This window comes from Pararhizobium polonicum, assembly GCF_001687365.1.
In the GTDB taxonomy this organism is placed as follows: Bacteria; Pseudomonadota; Alphaproteobacteria; order Rhizobiales; family Rhizobiaceae; genus Pararhizobium; species Pararhizobium polonicum.
In genome coordinates this window covers 148,578-166,127 of sequence record NZ_LGLV01000007.1, presented here as the reverse complement: position 1 = coordinate 166,127, position 17,550 = coordinate 148,578, and the positions used below count along the sequence as shown (strand labels likewise).

Genomic DNA, 17,550 nt, shown 5'->3' with positions numbered 1-17,550 from the left:
TCATGATTTGCGGACCAGCGAGCGCTGAACGAGCATGGCAATGATGATGATCGCCCCCTGAATGGCCCCGATCAGATATTCGCTGATGAAATTGGACAGCAGCATGATATTGCCGACGAGCTCCAGAATGAAGGCGCCGCAGATCGTGCCCCAGACACGTCCCGCGCCACCTTTCAGCGCGGTGCCGCCAACGACGACGGCCGTGATCGCCTGAAGTTCCCACAGGATGCCCGTGGTTGCCGAGGTCGAACCAAGGCGCGGCACATAGAGCAGGACGGCGATCGCGACGCAGAGCCCCTGGATCACGAAGGCGATGGTGCGGACGCGATTGACCGGGATGCCGGAATAGCGGGCGACATCGCTGTTCGAGCCCACGGCAACGACATGCCGGCCGTAGCGGGTGCGATAAAGAACGAAGGCTGCAACAGCGGTCACCACCAGGATCACGGCGATCGGCACCGGCACGCCGAAGATCGAGCCGAAATAGGCAGGACGGTATATTTCCTGGAGGGCCGGGTCCTTCAACGTAATGGCGCCGCCCTGCGACAACCATGTCGTCAGGCCACGATAGATACCCATGGTGCCCAGCGTGGCGATGAAAGGTTCGATCCTGCCGACCGTGGTGATCAGGCCGTTTGCCAGACCGCATAGGGAACCGGCCACGACGGCGAACAGCACTGCTGCCGTCAGCATCAGGGCAGGATCGGCGATAACACCGGAGTTCATGAACAGGATCATCAGGCTGGCGACGAAGGCCACCATCGCGCCAACGGACAGGTCAAGATCGCCGGAAGAAATGACAAACGTCGCACCAACAGCGATGATGGCGATGAAGGCGCTGCGCGTCGCGACATTGGCGAGGTTGTTTAATCCGATGAAATTCGGATTGACGATCGCGCCCAGGATGAGAAGCAGCACCAGGGCCGCAAAGGGTGCGACGGCCCGAAGATCGACATCCCGCCAGTTTCGACGCCGGACTTCCCGGGTTTCCTCATTCACGCTCATATCCAAACCAACCTCCCGTCCCATTGTCCCTGGGAATTCTCTTCCTGTTCCTTGGCCCCGCACCCTCGCGCGGTCAGGCCACAGCCTTTTTCTTCAAACCCGCCGCGTAGCGCATGATCTCCTGCTCGCTGATTTCATCGCCCTCCAGCATGCCGACGATCCGCCCTTCGCGCATGACCGCAACGCGGGTGCAAAGACCGATAACCTCGGGCATCTCGGAGGAGACGACGATGATCGAGCGGCCGTCGCGGGCCAGCGCCGAAATGAAATGATAGATCTGCTGCTTGGTGCCGACATCGATGCCGCGCGTCGGCTCGTCGATGATGATGATATCGGGCTCGGTCTCCATGACCTTGGCGAGAAGCAGCTTCTGCTGGTTGCCACCCGACATGCGGCCGGCCACAACATTGCCATCGCGAACACGGATATCGAAACGGCGGCGCGCACGCTCCAAAGCGGCCGCCTCGCTGGCCGGGCTCAGATAACCGAGCTTGCCGTGATTTTCGAGGGATTGCAGCGTCAGATTGGCAATCATCCGCGAATTGAGAAGCAGCCCCTTGGACTTGCGATCCTTGGTCATATAGGCGAGGCCGCACCGGTTTGCCGCATGCACATCGCCCGACGGCACCGATTCCCCCTTGATCAGCACCTCGCCGGAAGCGCGCGACCGCAAGCCTGCAACCGCCTCCATCAACTCCGTGCGGCCGGAGCCGATCAGGCCGGAAAACCCGAGAATTTCACCCTTGCGGATCTCGAAGCTCGCATCCCGGACATAACCGGTCGAAAGGGCGTTGACGCTGAGCATGACCGCTTCATCGACATCCGGCTCGTTCTTGGCCGGAAAAAGCTTCGAAAGCTCGCGGCCGACCATCAGCTGCGCGATCGACTCCCCATCGAGGATCGCCGTCGGTGACGTCTTGATCCATTGACCGTCGCGCAGGACGGTCACCCGGTCCGTCAGCTCCATCACCTCATCGAGCTTGTGCGACACGAACACGAAACTCGTGCCCTGATCGCGCAGCTTGCGCACCTGCTTGAACAGGAAATTGGTCTCTTCGCGCGACAGAACCGCGGTCGGCTCGTCCATGAACACCACGCGCGCATCGCGGCTGATGGCCTTGGCGATTTCCACCATCTGCTTGTCGGCGATGGACAGCGAACTGATCATCGCATTCTCGTCGACATGCGAACCGAGCAGATCGAGCACGCGGCGCGTTTCGGCGCGCATGTGCTTGCGATCGAGCATGCCGAAACGCGTCACCTCACGGCCGAGAAACAGGCTCTCGGTCACCGTCAGATGTTCGGCCAGATTGAATTCCTGATGGATGATGACAATGCCGAGCGCCTCGGCCGCGCCATTGGGCGGCAGCTTGACCGGATTACCGTCGAGGATAATGTCGCCGGAGGTGGGCTGCTCGAAGCCGGACAGGATTTTGACGAGCGTCGATTTTCCAGCGCCGTTCTCGCCCATGAGCGCATGGATTTCGCCGGCTCGCAGATCGAAATCGACGCTGAAAAGCACCTGCACACCGTTGAACGACTTGCTGATGCGGCGCGCCGACAGCACGACCGCGCCGGCACCGGCCTCGATGGTCTGCGAACTCATGATCCCTCCCTGCGGCTCCCATCCGCTGGAGAAGCTATGTAAACCTTTACATAGACCATGTAAAGGTTTACATAGGAACATAACAGAGAATTCCACCCAGCGGGCTTTGACCGCCGGGCAAGTCTGTGTAGTGTCCCGCCGAGACTAAAACCCAAGGCAGAGCGCAGTGTCGAATTCCACGCCGGCAACCATCGAAGACGTCGCCCGGATTGCCGAGGTTTCGATCGCGACAGTCTCGCGTGCGATCCATATGCCGGAGAAAGTCGCCAACTCGACGCGGCTCAAGGTCAGCCAGGCGATCGCCATGACCGGCTACACGACCAATGCCATGGCCCGCAGCCTGCGGCTTGGCCGGTCCAACATGATCCTTGTCGTCGCGCCCGATATCGGCGACCCGAACTTTTCCAATATCCTGGTCGGCCTCGAGAACGAGGCGCGCGCGCATGGCTACGGCATCCTGATCGGCCACACCCAGAACGATGCCCAGCGCGGGCTGGAATATCTGAAGTTTCTCAATTCCAACCAGGCCGCCGGGCTGATCCTCTTCACCGGCATCCTGCCGTTTGGCCACCAGACCATGACCGCCCGGCTGCCGCCCAGCGTCGGCGTTTTCGAACCGGTCTTCAACGGCGGCATTCCCTATGTCGGCGTCGATGATATCGAAGGCGCCCGCAAGGCGATCGACCTTCTGCTGGCCGAGGGCCATCGCAAGATTGCCTTCATCGGCGATTCCCGCACACGGCTGGCCTATACACGGCGGCGCATGGGCTACGAGGCGGGGCTGGATGCGGCAGGGGTCGGCGCCGATCTGCGCATCGTGCTCGAAGGCGACGGCACGATCGAAAGCGGCCGGCTGGCCATCGAGCAGCTTTTCATGCGCGACACGCTGCCGACGGCCTTCATGTGCGTCAACGACCAGACCGCGATCGGCGTGATGATCGGCCTTGGCGCACGCGGCTACGATATCCCGCGGGATTTTTCGGTGACCGGTTTCGACGACGTGCCGCAGGCCGCCTTCATGTCTCCAGCGCTGACGACGATCCGCCAGCCGCGCACGATGATCGGCAAACATGCCATGGCGCTGCTGCTGGAACTCCTGTCCGACGGCCAGCCGGCCGAGACGGAAATCCTCTTGCGCCCCGATCTCGTGGTCCGCAACTCCGTCGCCGCCCCCTCGCGGGAATGGACGAAGCGCTAAGCCTTTCTGCACGACGCTCCCTCAGCCTCTTTACATCCTATTCAACGCGCTCAGGCGTAACGGCGCTCGGGCTGGCGGCGTGTGGCCTCGGGAACCCGACGCCGTTGCGAAACCGTGAACTGATCGGCGAGCCCCTTGAGGGTCGTGCTGACGCGCATCAGGTTAAGAGTGGCGGCATTGGTTTGCTCGACCATTGCGGCGTTCTGCTGTGTCATCTGGTCCATACCGGTGACGGCCGTATTGATTTCGGTGATCCCGATCGCCTGTTCCCGTGCCGAACCGGCAATGGCGTCGATGTGCCCGTTGATGTGGGTCACCTGTTCGCCGATGGTGCGCAGCGCGTCGCCGGTCCGGTTGACCAGCGAGACCCCCATCAGCACATCTTCGAACGACTTGTCGATCAGCCCCTTGATTTCCTTGGCGGCATCGGCGGATTTTTGCGCCAGCTCGCGCACCTCCTGGGCAACCACCGCAAAGCCCTTGCCCGCCTCACCGGCACGCGCCGCCTCCACCCCGGCATTCAGGGCCAGCAGGTTGGTCTGGAACGAAATCTGGTCGATGACACTGATGATCTGCGTGATCTTGCGGGACGATTCCTCGATGGCGCTCATGGCGCTCACCGCCTGTTCGACCACAGCGCCGGACTTGCGCGCCTCCTCCGTCGCATGACCGACAACGCGGCGGACCTCCTCCGTGCGAACGGCCGTTTCCTTGGAAATCGTGGTGATCTCCTCAAGCGCCGCCGCCGTCTGTTCAAGCGATGCCGCCTGCTGTTCCGTCCGGCGCGCCATATCGTCGACGGCCGTGACGAGTTCGCCGGCATTGCCGGAGGTTTCGTCCGCCGCCAGCACGATCGAACCGAGAGCTTCGTCCAGCGTTCCGAGCGCGGAATTGAAATTGGATTTCAAGCCATCGAACTGCGGCGCAAGCGCAGCACCGAGCATGGCCGTCAGATCGCCGCCGGCCAGGCCGGTCAGCGACCGGTCGAGCGCGGACAATGCCTCATCCTGCTGCAACGCCAGCGCCTGCCGCTCGGCTTCGCCGATCGCCCGCTGCTCCTGCAACGCCTCCAGATAGACCGAGATGGCATAATCCATATCGACGAAGGCCGCCTTCATGATGGCGGTCACCTCGATACTGATATCCTTTGCCTTCTTCCTGTAGAGAAAACCGTCGAGATGCTTCTCGACGACAGCCTTGATGATCGATTCCATGATCAGCGCGTAACCACCGATATACCAGCGCGGTTCGAGACCCAGGCGGGCATGCGTCTTGCCGATGCTCGTGACGGCCTCGACATATTTTTCATCAAACGCACCGGAAGCAATCTGGTCCCAATGCCGGACCTGCCGGTTCTTGGCGCTTTTGACATGCGCATCGCTGGAAAAGAACTTCGCCGTTTCCGGGTTCACTGTCGCCTTTTGGTAAAATTTGTCCAGGGCGCCATCCAGCGAAGCGGAAATGGTCGGCCTTGCCCGAACCAGGGCATCCCTCTCGTCTCCCACGAGTCCGACAAAATCGAGCCGCTCGTTGAGGTGTTTGGTCGTGGAAACGGGCGCAGACATACGGGGCATCCTAGATCAAGACGTGGAAAGGCATGCGCGCTGCGCGATCGGCGTCATGCCGGCAGATGTTCCAAGGCGTGGCCGCAGGATTAGGTCCGTATCGTTAAGAATGTCTTTCGAGCGGCGACGGCGGAGTGTCGAGCCTCATCGATAAGAGACTGTTTTCCTGTCGTATTTTCTCAAAATTGCGACAAACTGCCCGAGGGGCGCATCGATATCGATGATATCAAGGGCAGCCGAATTCGCGGCAGGCCTCGATATTTCAACATCCGTGTTCCTGTCGCCGATACCCTCCCGATCGAATGTCCTGTGCATCCGAGACCCAAAAAGTCCGGTGCCGCAAAACTGCCGATCTGCGCCGGCCATTTCGGCCGCCGCGCAACAGGAACTTTCACGCACAAGGCCGGGAAGCTTTCGCTCCCCGGCCTTGATGAAAAGCCCTGCCGGTATCAGACGTAGCGGTTGACGACGTTTTCCAGCAGTTCCTGCTTGCCGGACTTCGGCTGCGGGTTGAGATCGGTCTTTTCGACATAGGCCGTGATCTCCTCCAGCGACATGCTGGTAAGACGCTTCTGGCCCTCGGCCGATTTCCAGCCGGCATAACGTGCATCGAGCGGACCCGACAGCGCCTTGTCCTCGACCATCTTGGCCGCTGCGCGAAGGCCACGGGCACAGCAATCCATGCCGCCGATGTGGCCGATCAGCAGATCTTCCGGATCGATCGACTGGCGGCGCAGCTTCGAATCGAAATTGGTGCCGCCGGTCTTGAAGCCGCCGCCGGACAGGACCTGGTAGTAGGCCAGCGCCATTTCCGGAACGTTGTTCGGGAACTGGTCGGTGTCCCAGCCGGACTGGTAATCGTTGCGGTTCATGTCGATCGAGCCGAAGATGCCGAAGGCATTGGCAAGCGCCAGCTCGTGTTCGAAGGAATGGCCGGCAAGGATGGCATGGCCCTGCTCGATATTGAGCTTCACCTCGTTTTCGAGACCGTAGGTCTTGAGGAAGCCGTAGACCGTCGCGACGTCGTAGTCGTACTGGTGCTTGGTGGGCTCCTGCGGCTTCGGCTCGATCAGGATCGCGCCCTTGAAACCGATCTTGTGCTTGTATTCGACGACCATGTTGACGAACCGGCCGAGCTGGTCGAGTTCCTGCTTCACATTGGTGTTGAGCAGCGTCTCATAACCTTCGCGGCCACCCCACAGGACGTAGTTGTCGCCGTTAAGCTTCTGGGTCGCGTCGATGCAGGTTTTCACCGTGGCAGCGGCAAAAGCAAAGACGTCCGGATCCGGATTGGTGGCGGCGCCCGACATATAGCGGCGGTGGGAGAAGAGATTGGCCGTGCCCCAGAGCAGCTTGACGCCGGTATCGGACTGCTTCCTGGCGAAATAGTCGACGATCTCGTTGAGATTGCGGGTGTTCTCGGCAAAAGTCTTGCCTTCCGGGCGCACGTCGGCGTCGTGGAAGCAATAGAAGGGCGTGCCGAGCAGCGAGAAGAATTCGAACGCGACGTCAGCCTTGAGCTTGGCTGCCTTCATGCTGTCTTCGAACCAGGGACGCTCGAAGGTCTGACCGCCGAAGGGGTCGCCGCCCGGCCAGACGAAGGTGTGCCAATAGGCAACGGCAAAGCGCAGGTGATCTTCCATGCGCTTGCCGAGAACGATCTCATCGGGATTGTAGTGGCGGAAGGCCAGCGCATTGGTGCTGTCGGGGCCTTCATACTTGATCTTGGCGATATCGCCGAAGAAACCTGTGCTCATCGATATTTCCTCTTTGTGTTCTGAACGTCGATCGGGGTCAGTAGGCGTTGCGGATCGCCGGGTAGAGCCGGCGATACCGGTGATAGGCATCCTCGTAGGCACCACGCAGCGATGCATCGGGCTGGACGGTTTCGGCCGTGGCCGGCGCGGTGAAGACCGACAGCGGATTAGCCTTGGTCGCCGCGACGAGCCCCAGACGGGCGGCGCCGAAGGCCGCGCCGAAGTCGCCATCGGCGGGCACATCGACCGGCAGGTCCAGCGCCGTCGCAATCGACTTCAGCCAGTAGCGCGAGCGTGAGCCGCCACCGATGGCGGTGACCCGGGAAAGATTGGTGCCGGCGGCGCGCAAGGCCTCCAGGCTGTCGCGCAGCGCGAAGGAAACGCCTTCGAGCACCGCCTGCGTCAGAACCACACGGCTGCTTTCATGGCCCAAGCCGGCAAAGACGCCGCGAATGGCGGCATCGTTGTGCGGCGTGCGCTCGCCGGAGAGATAGGGCAGGAAAGTGACGCCGGACGGCGCATTGAGGCTGTCGCCAAGCTCTACCGTCAGATCGGCGGCACTTTTACCGGTGATGCCTGCATGCCAGTTGAGCGCATCGGTGGCCGAGAGGATGACACCCATCTGGTGCCAGGTGTTGGGCAACGCATGGCAGAACGCATGCACCGCGCTGGCCGGATTGGGCAGATAGCTCGCATTGGCGGCAAACAGCACGCCGGATGTCCCGAGCGACACGAAGGCGTGGCCTTCGCCGACCGTGCCCATGCCGCAGGCGGAGGCCGCGTTGTCCCCTGCCCCGCCAGCGACGACGACATTTGCGCCCATGCCCCATTTGGCCGCGAGACCGGCTTTCAGCGTACCGCCGGGCTCGGTGCCCTCGACCAGCGACGGCATATGGCTTTCCGTCAGCCCGGTCGCATCGAGCAGGCTTTCCGACCAGGCGCGTTTGCCGGTATCGAGCCAGGAGGTGCCGGCCGAATCCGACATCTCGGAAATATGTTCACCGGTCAGCCACAGGCGCAGATAATCCTTCGGCAGCAGAACCCAGTCGACCTTGTCGAAAATATCGGGTTCGTTTTCCGCCACCCAGGCGAGCTTGGGCGCTGTGAAGCCCGGAAAGACGATATTGCCGGTCAATGCCCGGAACTGCGGATCGGCATCGAGCGCCAGCGCCTGCTTGTGGCTGCGCGTATCATTCCAGAGGATGCAGGGACGCAGCACCTGGTCCTTCGAATCCAGCAGCGTCGCGCCATGCATCTGGCCCGAAAGGCCGATACCCTTGACGGCGGCAAGCTCTGCCGGATGCGCGGCCTTGAGCCCGGCAATGGCCTCTTCCGTTGCGCGGATCCAGTCGGCCGGATTCTGTTCCGACCAGCCGGGATGCGGGCGCGACACATCCATGGCGCCGGATGCGGAACCGATCACCGTCTGGGCGTCGTCGATCAGCAGTGCCTTCACCCCGGATGTGCCGAGGTCGATACCGAGATACATGATGGTCTCCCTAGTCTGCTCTGCCCTGTCCGGGCTCCTGGTTGCCGGCCTGCTCGAAGGGCAGGTCTGTTTCGCTGCCCTCATCGAAGGGCAGGTTATCCTTGAGGAAGATGTCGAGCCGGATACGCTCCTGCGCGCCGATCACCGCCACGCCGTCGGCCTTGGCCTTCAGCACGCGGATGGCGCTGCGGACCTCGTGTCCTCCGTCCTGATTGAGAACCGCGTCGATCAGCCCGTCATTGAGCGCTGCCCGGGTGTGCTGCGTCAGTTCATGGGCGATCACGCAGACCGGCTGCCCGCTCTGCCGCCGTTTCAGCGCGGCAATCAGGCCGCGATTGCCGGCGCCGAGGCTGTAGACGCCCGCGATCTCCGGCGATGCGGCAAAGGCCGCGCCGACAAGCCGCTCCGCCAGGGCGGGATCGTCCTGTCCCTCGAGAACAGGCAGCAGCGCATGGGCTGGAAAACTCTCGTTCATGACCGCGCGAAAACCCTCGAGCCGGTCGCGATGGTCGCGCACCAGCATGGAACCGGCCAGCACCGCCACCGGTCCCGACCGGCCGCCCAGAAAGCGGCCCATCAGGCTTGCAGCCGTGCGGCCCGCCGCGATGTTGTCGACGCCGGCGAAATGATCGCGCAGGGAACCCGCCAGATCGGAAACCAGCGTCACCACCGGGATGCGCGCCGCCCGAAGGCGATCGACCGCGGCAATGACATCCGGCGAATCGACCGCCACAACAGCCACACCGGCCGGAGACGCCGCGCGGGCCGCATCCAGCGCCGCGACCAGCGCCTCCACATTGAACGCCGGGACAGTGACGATGGAAATCGCCGTGCGCTCCACCGGCGAACGGCCGATCGCGGCACGTACCTGCGCTTCAAGCCCGCGCATGAAGGAGTTGTCGCCGGACGGCAGGATGAAAATGAAGGGATAGACGCGGCTCTTGGCAAGATTGGCCGCCGCCACGTCGCGGACATAGCCGATGCGCTCGATCGCCTGCTCGACCTTTTCGCGCGTCACGGTGCGGACACCGGCGCGCTGGTTCAAAACGCGATCGACGGTGGCAAGGCTGACCCCTGCCGCGGCGGCAATATCGTGAACTGTCGGTCTCATGGTTCCTCCGGGAAAGAGCCTTAGAGGAAAATTTGATGTACGTAAATCAAAAATTATCATGATCGCCGGGCGGCATTCGTTTTCCCGCAAGGGGCTGCCGGATATCAGCCGAGCCGTTTGCTGAAAGCCTTGAGAAAGGTCACATCCCCGGCATCTCCCTGCGCCTGTGCAAGGACCACATCCATATAATCCGCAGTGATGCGCGCGAGCGCAAAACCGCCCTTGTAGGTGGCGATCGGCTTGAACAGATCGAGATCGCCCTGCTTGTAGATCATCGGCGTATCATGCTCATGCCCGTGAAACAGACCGACGACATTGTACCCCTTCAGGACCGCCAGCAATGCCGCCCGGTCGTCGTCGCTCCACCAATGGGCGTGGCCGGAGCCTTCATCGTCGAAGGTCGATTTCGCCGAATCCCATTTCTCCAGCGAAAAGGCGTCCCAGCCATAGTGCTGGAACAACACCACCGGCCGGCCGTCGGCAGCCGACGCGGCAAGGTCCTGCCCGAGCCATTCCAGCCCGCCGATCGCCCCCTTGGTGGTGTCACCGCCGAAACGCTGCAGCTGCACCAGATGCAGTCCGCCCCAATCCCAGGAATAGTTGTCGGATTCGATATCGTAGTTCGCGACCGCCACCGGCGGCTTGTAGAACACCGTCTGGCGGTGATTGAGCTCGACATAATCGCGCAGTTCACGGCGGTACCAGTCGATATGCGGCGGCATGCCGTCCTGATCGAGATCGTGGTTGCCAAGGCCGTTATAGACCGGGAAATGCACCCGGTCGGGCCCGACGCCCTGCTGGTAGCGGCTGGAGAACTGCAGCAGCTGATGCCCCTCGCCGGGAACCTTGACCTGGCCGCCGCCATCATCGGTCATGTCGCCGCCGATGACGATGCCGAGCGGCGTGGCGATTTTCTGGCCCGCACCGGCAAGCCCGGTCGCCACGCCGCCGATTTCCGCTGGCCAGTCAAACTCCGCGATACGATTGACCGCCGCCACGTGCCGGAGAAGGTTGGCGTCGGTCTTCCCCTCCTGCTCGCAATTCGGGCTCAGCGTACCGCCGGAGACGAGGCAGGTGTGGACATCGGCCGTGAACAGGAACGTCGCATCGATCGGCGGCCAAGGCGACTTCGCTGCCGTCGCGGCAAACACCGGCCGGACGGACGACACCACGCCGAAGCTCAGGATATTGGTGAGAAGCGCGCGCCTGGACAGCGGGAGGAATGTGCGGTCGTTCATGCAAAATGCCCTGAAGTGTTGTCTTCAGGGCATTGTGACCGATGACTGGCGGAACGTACAGGTCGAAGGCCTGTCCGGTGATTGTATCGCTAGTGGCCGCCGCCACCGCCGCCGGTCGGTGCCGCCTGCGGTTTCTTGATCAGGAAGGCGCAGACGACCAGACTGCCGAAAAGGCCGGTGAGGATCAGGAACACATCGATGAACGACAGGATCACCGCTTGCTGGGTGACCATGCCGGACAGTTTCTGGATCGCGATCGTCGCACCGTCGAGACCGTGCGCATTGTATTTCGCGATCATGTTGTTGAGCTGATCCATGGCGGCCGGATTGCCCCATTGCACATGTTCCTGCAGCCGGGCGTAGTGTTCCTCCTGGCGCTGCGTCAGGATCGTGTTGATCGCCGCCAGCCCGACCGCACCGCCGAGGTTACGCGTCAGGTTGAAGAGACCGGAGGCGCCGCGGATACGGGCGGGCGACAGCGTACCGAGCGCGACGTTGTTGATCGGCACCATGCACATCATCAGCCCGAAACCGCGCAGGATCTGCGGCAGCAGCAGCTCGTAGAAATCCCAGTCGGCCGTCAGCGAGCTCATCATCCAGGTGCCCCCGGCAAAGCTGGCAAAGCCGATGGCCATCATGATGCGCGGATCGAGCTTGGTCGACACCTTGCCCGCGATCGGCGCCGTGCAGAACATCGCAAGCCCCGACACGAACATCGTCTCGCCGATCATCAGCGAATCATAACCCCGGATCCGGCCCAGATAGACCGGATAGAGATAGGTCAGCCCGTAGAGCCCGATACCCATGACGAAGGAAAACAGCGACCCGAACGCAAAGTTTCGATTGGCGAAGGCCCTGAGATCGACAATGGGGAAATCGACCTTGAAGGCACGGTAGAAGAAGACCAGCGCGCCGATCCCGGATGCGACGGCAGCCAGGAAGATCGTTTCGTCACTGAACCAGTCGTTCTTGTTGCCTTCCTCCAGCACATATTCCAGCGTGCCGAGAAAGACCGCCATCGACAGCAGCCCCCACCAGTCGAACTTCTTGAACAGGCTCAGTTCCGGCTTGTCGAAATCGATGAAATTCCAGGTGACGATGGTGACGATGATGCCGGGAATGATGTTGACCAGGAACAGCCAGTGCCAGGAAAACGCATGGCTGAGATAGCCGCCGACGGTCGGACCGATGGTCGGCGCCAGCGTTGCGACCAGGCCGATGATCGGCGAGACGATGCTGCGCTTGGAGGGCGGGAAGATCGTAAAGGCGGCCGCAAAGACGGACGGGATCATGCCGCCGCCGATGAACCCCTGCAGGGCCCGGTAGACGATCATCTGGTCGATGTTCGTGGCCGTCGCCGCAAGCGCGCTGGCCAATGTGAAGCCCGCGGCCGACACCGAGAACAGCACCCGCGTGGAGACGATGCGGGCCAATGTGCCGGATAGCGGGATCATGATGACCTCGGCGATCAGATAGGCCGTCTGCACCCAGGCGACCTCGTCCGAGCCGGCGCTCAAGCCCGCCTGGATTTCCGCCAGCGATGCCGAGACGATCTGGATGTCGAGGATCGACATGAACATGCCGAACACCATTGCGAAGAAGGCGATCAGGCGCTTGGGATCCATCCGCTCTTCCGCGCCGGCGGCAGGAACGGATGGGGGGGACATCCTACCGGTAGTAACAGTGGCAGCCATCGGCTTTGCTCCTGGCGCAGTCCACGTTCAGACGAACGGAACGGCCATCGTGATCATGAAAAAGGATGCATCCTGCATTGTCCGGCACCGGTCATCGCGGCAGCGGCAGATCCGATGCCGACAGCCGAAACGCCGCGCCCGAACAAGGGCGCGGCCCATCGAAACGGCAGAGCGGCTTACTGCGTCGCCGCGGTATCCTGCGTCTTCGGCGCCGTGCGCGTATCGACATCGACGACAACGCTGAGACCCGCGCGCAACCGGCCGCTGTCCAGCACATCCTTCGGGAACACGATGCGCACCGGAACGCGCTGGATCACCTTGGTGAAATTGCCCGTGGCGTTTTCGGCAGGCAGCAGCGAGAACACCGAGCCGGAGGCCGGCGAGATCGACTGGACTGTGCCGACGATCGGCTCTTCGTCGAAGGCATCCACATGGATGTTGACCTTCGAGCCCGGCACCATATGGGCGATCTGCGTTTCCTTGAAATTGGCATCGATATACAGCTGATCGACCGGAACCAGAGCAGCCAGGCGCTGGCCGGCGGAGACGAGGTCGCCGTCCTGCACCGCAAGATTGCCGATGATGCCGTCATAGGGCGCTTTCAGGACGGTAAAGCCCAGATCGCGCACGGCCTTGTCGTGGGCGAGCTGCAGCGACCGGATGGTGCTTTCGGCTTCGGCACGCTGCGCGGTCAGCACGGCGACATTGGCATTGGCGGCAACGATATTGGCATCGCCGCCGATCAGGTTGGCCTTGGCCTGATCGAGGGCAACCTGCGCGCTGTCGAGAGAGGCGACCGTACCGACGGCCTTTGACTGGAGGTCGCTGGCACGCGCGAGCGTGGTTTCGGCACCCCGGACGGCCGCCTCAAGGGCAGTTTTCTGTGCCTGCGCCTGCTGCACGCTGGCCTTGGCACCGGCAATCTGCGCATCGAAACGCTGCAGCGACAGCTTTTCGGTGTCGATCTGTGCCTGCGCCTGGTCGGCGGCAATTCTGTAATCTTCCTTGTCGAGCGTGATCAGCGCATCGCCGGCCTTGACGTGCTGGTTGGCAACGACATTGACCTTTTCGATATAGCCGGAAACCTTCGGCGAGATCGACGCGATATCGCCACCGATATAGGCATCGTCGGTCGAGATCATGAAACGGCCGTTGGTCCACCACTGATAACCGTACCAGCCGCCAGCGGCCAGCGCGGCAATCACGATCACCGGCATCACCAGTTTGCGGCGCTTCGGGGCTGGCTTTTCTTCGGCCACGGCAACCTGCGGCGCGGCTTGCGCCTCGGCAGCAGGCTCGCCTGCGCCCTTGGCTTCAGGCGTCAAGTCCTGTTCCTGCGGCGCTTCGAAATCATCACCAACGGGGCGGACGTGCGCAGCACCGGATTTGCTTGAAACTGACATATTGCACTACCAGCCCTTATATGGGAAATTCGAACCGAACCGTTCAGTTCGATTGACATAATGCGAATTCGACCTCATATCAAGAGGAATCGAACCGATCGGTTCGAAAAGTTAACGACGAGACAAGAATGCCCGGACAGGACGAAAAGTTGATGGAAACCACAGGCAGCGACAGCTGTCCCGCCGGACCATATTCTCTTTCCGGACGCCGGGCCGCGGGCGAAGATCCGGCAAAACGCGACCAGATCCTCGAGGGTGCCAAGCGCGTGTTCATGAGCGTCGGCTTCGACGCCGCCAGCATGAACGATATCACCCGGGAAGCCGGCGTCTCCAAGGGCACCATCTACGTCTATTTCGCCAACAAGGAAGACCTGTTTTCGGCGATGATCGAAGCCGAGCGCGCGCTTTTCCTGGCGACGGTTCGCACAGTGCTGGCCGCCCATGAAGATGTCGAAGCCGGCCTGTATAAATTCGGCGTCAGCTTCGTCACGCACATGACCGCAGACAAGGTCATCAACGCGATGCGCACCGTTCTCGGGGTTCGCGATCGCATGCCCGCTCTGTGCCAGCGCTTCTTCAAGGGACCGGAAAACCTGCGAACGGTGATGCAGGAATTCCTGAAGCATCAGGTCGATATCGGCAACCTGGAAATCGATGACCTTGACCTGGCGGCGGGCCAGTTTCTCGATCTCTCCAGTGGCGGCTTCTTCAAGTTTCGCCTGTTCGGAACCATGGAGACGCCACCGTCGCCGGAGGAAATCGATCGGGTCATCACCGGCGCCGTTCGCGTCTTCATGGCCGCATATGGAGCACGGCAGGCCAAAACGGCCTGAAAGCGGCAGCATAGGCCGTCCGAAATCTGGCTTCCCATGAAGAGTTAACAGTATCGCCGCCCATTTGAGCGGCCTTCATCGCTTGCCTTGCCGCCATTTCCTCTTACATAAGAAATGTTAAACACACCCGCGCTGCCCACCGGCTGCGCGGTTTTCCCTTATGTGCCCTTTGAATCGAGGAAGGAACGACCCCCCGATGCAGGACATTATGCTCCTCATGCAAGATCCCACTGCCTGGATCGCCCTCATCACGCTGATCGTGATGGAAGTCGTGCTTGGCATCGACAATCTCATCTTTATCTCGATCCTCACCAACAAGCTGCCAGCGGAAAACCGCGAAAAGGCGCGTCGTATCGGCATCGGGCTGGCATTGCTCATGCGGCTTGGGCTGCTGGGAACCGTCGCATGGATTGTTCAGCTGACCGAGCCGGTATTTGACCTCTTCGGACACGGCTATTCCTGGAAGGACATGATCCTTGTTGCCGGTGGTCTCTTCCTTGTCTGGAAGGCGACGAAGGAAATCCATCATACCGTCGATCCGGTGGATCATGAAGAGGATGCGCTTGCCAAGGCCGGCACCACCACCTTCGCTGCCGCCATCGGCCAGATTCTGGTCCTCGACCTCGTCTTCTCGATCGATAGCATCATCACAGCCGTCGGCATGACCCCGCATCTTCCGATCATGATCGTTTCCGTCATCTTCGCAGTGACCGTTATGCTCGTGGCATCCGGGCCGCTTGCCCGCTTCATCGAAAGGAACCCGACCATCGTCATGCTGGCCCTCGGCTTCCTGCTGATGATCGGCACGACGCTGATTGCCGAAGGCATGGGCTTCCATGTTCCGAAGGGTTACGTCTACGCGGCGATGGCCTTCTCGGCGCTGGTCGAGGTGCTCAACATGCTGTCACGCCGCAAACGGCAGAAAGACAAGGCATCAAAGCCCTGATCGGGCTGGGTATCGCAAAATGAAGCGGCCCGGGACAGCAGTCCCGGGCCGCAGTTTTCCTTGACGCGCCCTTTTGAATATGGTCTCACGCCAGCCATATGGAATTTCCGGTATTTTCTGCCGTTTCAGGCATCGATCGGGCACTTCCTTCCCTTAAAAGCATGCGCCTTCGCGTCCGGATATCCCTCCCCGGCAGGAAGGCCGAAAGCACGTAAAGCACGGGCCAGGATCATGACAGACAGACCAGTCCGGGTGCGCATCGCACCTTCCCCCACCGGCGAACCCCATGTCGGCACCGCCTATATCGCGCTGTTCAACTATCTCTTCGCGCAGAAACAGGGTGGCGAATTCATCCTGCGCATCGAAGACACGGATGCGACCCGCTCGACGCCCGAGTTCGAAACGAAGGTTCTCGACGCGCTGAAATGGTGCGGCCTGAAATGGTCGGAAGGCCCGGATATCGGCGGCCCCTACGGCCCCTATCGCCAGAGCGACCGCAAGGATCTCTACAAGCCCTTCGTCGAACAGATCGTCGACGCCGGCCACGGCTTCCGCTGTTTCTGCACGCCCGAACGGCTGACGGAAATGCGCGAAGCCCAGCGCGCCGCCGGCAAGCCGCCGAAATATGACGGCCTCTGCCTGCATATCTCGGCGGAAGAAGTCACGGCCCGCGTCGCCAGCGGCGAACCCCATGTCGTGCGCATGAAGATCCCGACCGAGGGCTCCTGCAAGTTCGTCGACGGCGTCTATGGCGAAGTCGATATCCCGTGGGATGCGGTCGACATGCAGGTCCTGCTCAAGGCCGACGGCATGCCCACCTATCACATGGCCAATGTCGTCGACGACCATCTGATGAAGATCACCCATGTGGCGCGTGGCGAGGAATGGCTGTCCTCGGTGCCCAAGCACATCCTGATCTACCAGTATCTCGGTCTCGAGCCGCCGGTGTTCATGCATCTGTCGCTGATGCGCAATGCCGACAAGTCGAAGCTGTCGAAGCGCAAGAACCCGACCTCGATCTCCTACTACACCGCGCTCGGCTACCTGCCCGAAGCGCTGATGAACTTCCTCGGCCTGTTCTTCATCCAGATCGCAGAAGGCGAGGAAATGCTGACCATGGATCAGCTCGCCGAAAAATTCGATCCGGCCAACCTCTCCAAGGCCGGTGCGATCTTCGATATCCAGAAGCTCGACTGGCTGAACGGCCGCTGGCTGCGCGAAGGTTTGAGCGAAGACGAATTCGCCGCCCGCGTGCTCTCCTGGGCGATGGAAAACGACCGCATCAAGCAGGGCCTCAAGCTCTCGCAGTCGCGCATTTCCAAGCTCGGCGAACTGCCGGATCTGGCGGGCTTCCTGTTCAAGTCCGATCTCGGGCTGGACGCATCGTCCTTCGCCAAGGTCAAATCGACGCCGGAAGAGCTGGTCGAGATCTTCAACACCGTCCAGCCGGATCTGGAAAAGATCCTCGAATGGAATGTCGAAGCGATCGAGGCTGAACTGCGGGCGATTGCAGACCGCATGGGCAAGAAGCTGAAGGTCATCGTCGCACCGCTGTTCGTGGCCGTCTCCGGCTCGACCCGCTCGCTGCCGCTGTTCGACTCGATGGCGATCCTCGGCCGTTCGGTCGTGCGCCAGCGTTTGAAGGTTGCCGGCCAGGTGGCGGCTTCGATGGTTGGCAGCGGCAAATAAAGGCTTGCGCGGTAAA

General features: G+C 61.7%; 12 protein-coding genes and 1 pseudogene. 4 read left to right on the top strand and 9 right to left on the bottom strand.

Features of this window, described 5'->3' with window-relative positions; translation table 11 throughout:
• Both ADU59_RS11640 and ADU59_RS11635 read right to left on the bottom strand, forming a co-directional pair.
• Positions 1–1,005, bottom strand: coding sequence for an ABC transporter permease (locus ADU59_RS11640; protein ID WP_068954534.1), 1,005 nt, complete (start codon positions 1,003–1,005; stop codon positions 1–3).
• Between the two features lie 73 nt (positions 1,006–1,078).
• Positions 1,079–2,611, bottom strand: coding sequence for a sugar ABC transporter ATP-binding protein (locus tag ADU59_RS11635; RefSeq protein ID WP_068954292.1), 1,533 nt, complete (start codon positions 2,609–2,611; stop codon positions 1,079–1,081).
• Positions 2,612–2,777: 166 nt separating this feature from the next.
• On the opposite strand from ADU59_RS11635, the gene ADU59_RS11630 reads away from it, so the two are divergent.
• Positions 2,778–3,809, top strand: coding sequence for a LacI family DNA-binding transcriptional regulator (locus tag ADU59_RS11630; RefSeq protein WP_068954291.1), 1,032 nt, complete (start codon positions 2,778–2,780; stop codon positions 3,807–3,809).
• Between the two features lie 50 nt (positions 3,810–3,859).
• On the opposite strand, the gene ADU59_RS11625 is transcribed toward ADU59_RS11630, so the two are convergent.
• The 7 genes and pseudogenes from ADU59_RS11625 to ADU59_RS11590 all read right to left on the bottom strand — a co-directional run bounded on the left by ADU59_RS11625 (position 3,860) and on the right by ADU59_RS11590 (position 14,066).
• A complete protein-coding gene (locus ADU59_RS11625; protein ID WP_068954290.1) occupies positions 3,860–5,374 on the bottom strand; it encodes a globin-coupled sensor protein in 1,515 nt (504 codons plus the stop codon).
• Positions 5,375–5,823: 449 nt separating this feature from the next.
• Positions 5,824–7,131 carry a xylose isomerase gene (gene xylA / locus ADU59_RS11615; protein ID WP_068954288.1) on the bottom strand — a complete coding sequence of 436 codons (1,308 nt, stop codon included), beginning with the start codon at positions 7,129–7,131 and terminating at the stop codon, positions 5,824–5,826.
• A gap of 37 nt (positions 7,132–7,168) precedes the next feature.
• On the bottom strand, positions 7,169–8,620 hold the full coding sequence (xylB, locus tag ADU59_RS11610) for a xylulokinase (RefSeq protein WP_068954287.1): 1,452 nt from the start codon (positions 8,618–8,620) through the stop codon (positions 7,169–7,171).
• 79 nt (positions 8,621–8,699) lie between these two features.
• Positions 8,700–9,731 (bottom strand): annotated as a pseudogene (locus ADU59_RS11605) (LacI family DNA-binding transcriptional regulator); the annotation flags it as partial.
• Between the two features lie 104 nt (positions 9,732–9,835).
• Complete coding sequence (locus ADU59_RS11600) at positions 9,836–10,969, bottom strand: metallophosphoesterase (protein WP_068954286.1); 1,134 nt, start codon at positions 10,967–10,969, stop codon at positions 9,836–9,838.
• A gap of 89 nt (positions 10,970–11,058) precedes the next feature.
• The gene (locus ADU59_RS11595; RefSeq protein WP_068954285.1) at positions 11,059–12,663 is read right to left on the bottom strand and encodes a DHA2 family efflux MFS transporter permease subunit; all 1,605 of its coding nucleotides are present in this window, start codon (positions 12,661–12,663) and stop codon (positions 11,059–11,061) included.
• A gap of 176 nt (positions 12,664–12,839) precedes the next feature.
• Positions 12,840–14,066 (bottom strand): HlyD family secretion protein, encoded by a 1,227-nt coding sequence (locus tag ADU59_RS11590; protein ID WP_068954284.1) that lies wholly within the window; start codon positions 14,064–14,066, stop codon positions 12,840–12,842.
• 152 nt (positions 14,067–14,218) lie between these two features.
• On the opposite strand from ADU59_RS11590, the gene ADU59_RS11585 reads away from it, so the two are divergent.
• From ADU59_RS11585 to gltX, 3 genes are all read left to right on the top strand, one after another.
• Positions 14,219–14,899, top strand: coding sequence for a TetR/AcrR family transcriptional regulator (locus ADU59_RS11585; protein ID WP_068954533.1), 681 nt, complete (start codon positions 14,219–14,221; stop codon positions 14,897–14,899).
• A gap of 196 nt (positions 14,900–15,095) precedes the next feature.
• Positions 15,096–15,845: a TerC family protein gene (locus ADU59_RS11580; RefSeq protein ID WP_068954283.1), complete on the top strand. Its 750-nt coding sequence runs from the start codon at positions 15,096–15,098 to the stop codon at positions 15,843–15,845.
• A 231-nt stretch (positions 15,846–16,076) separates the two neighbouring features.
• Positions 16,077–17,534: a glutamate--tRNA ligase gene (gene gltX / locus ADU59_RS11575; RefSeq protein WP_068954282.1), complete on the top strand. Its 1,458-nt coding sequence runs from the start codon at positions 16,077–16,079 to the stop codon at positions 17,532–17,534.
• Positions 17,535–17,550 lie beyond the last annotated feature (16 nt).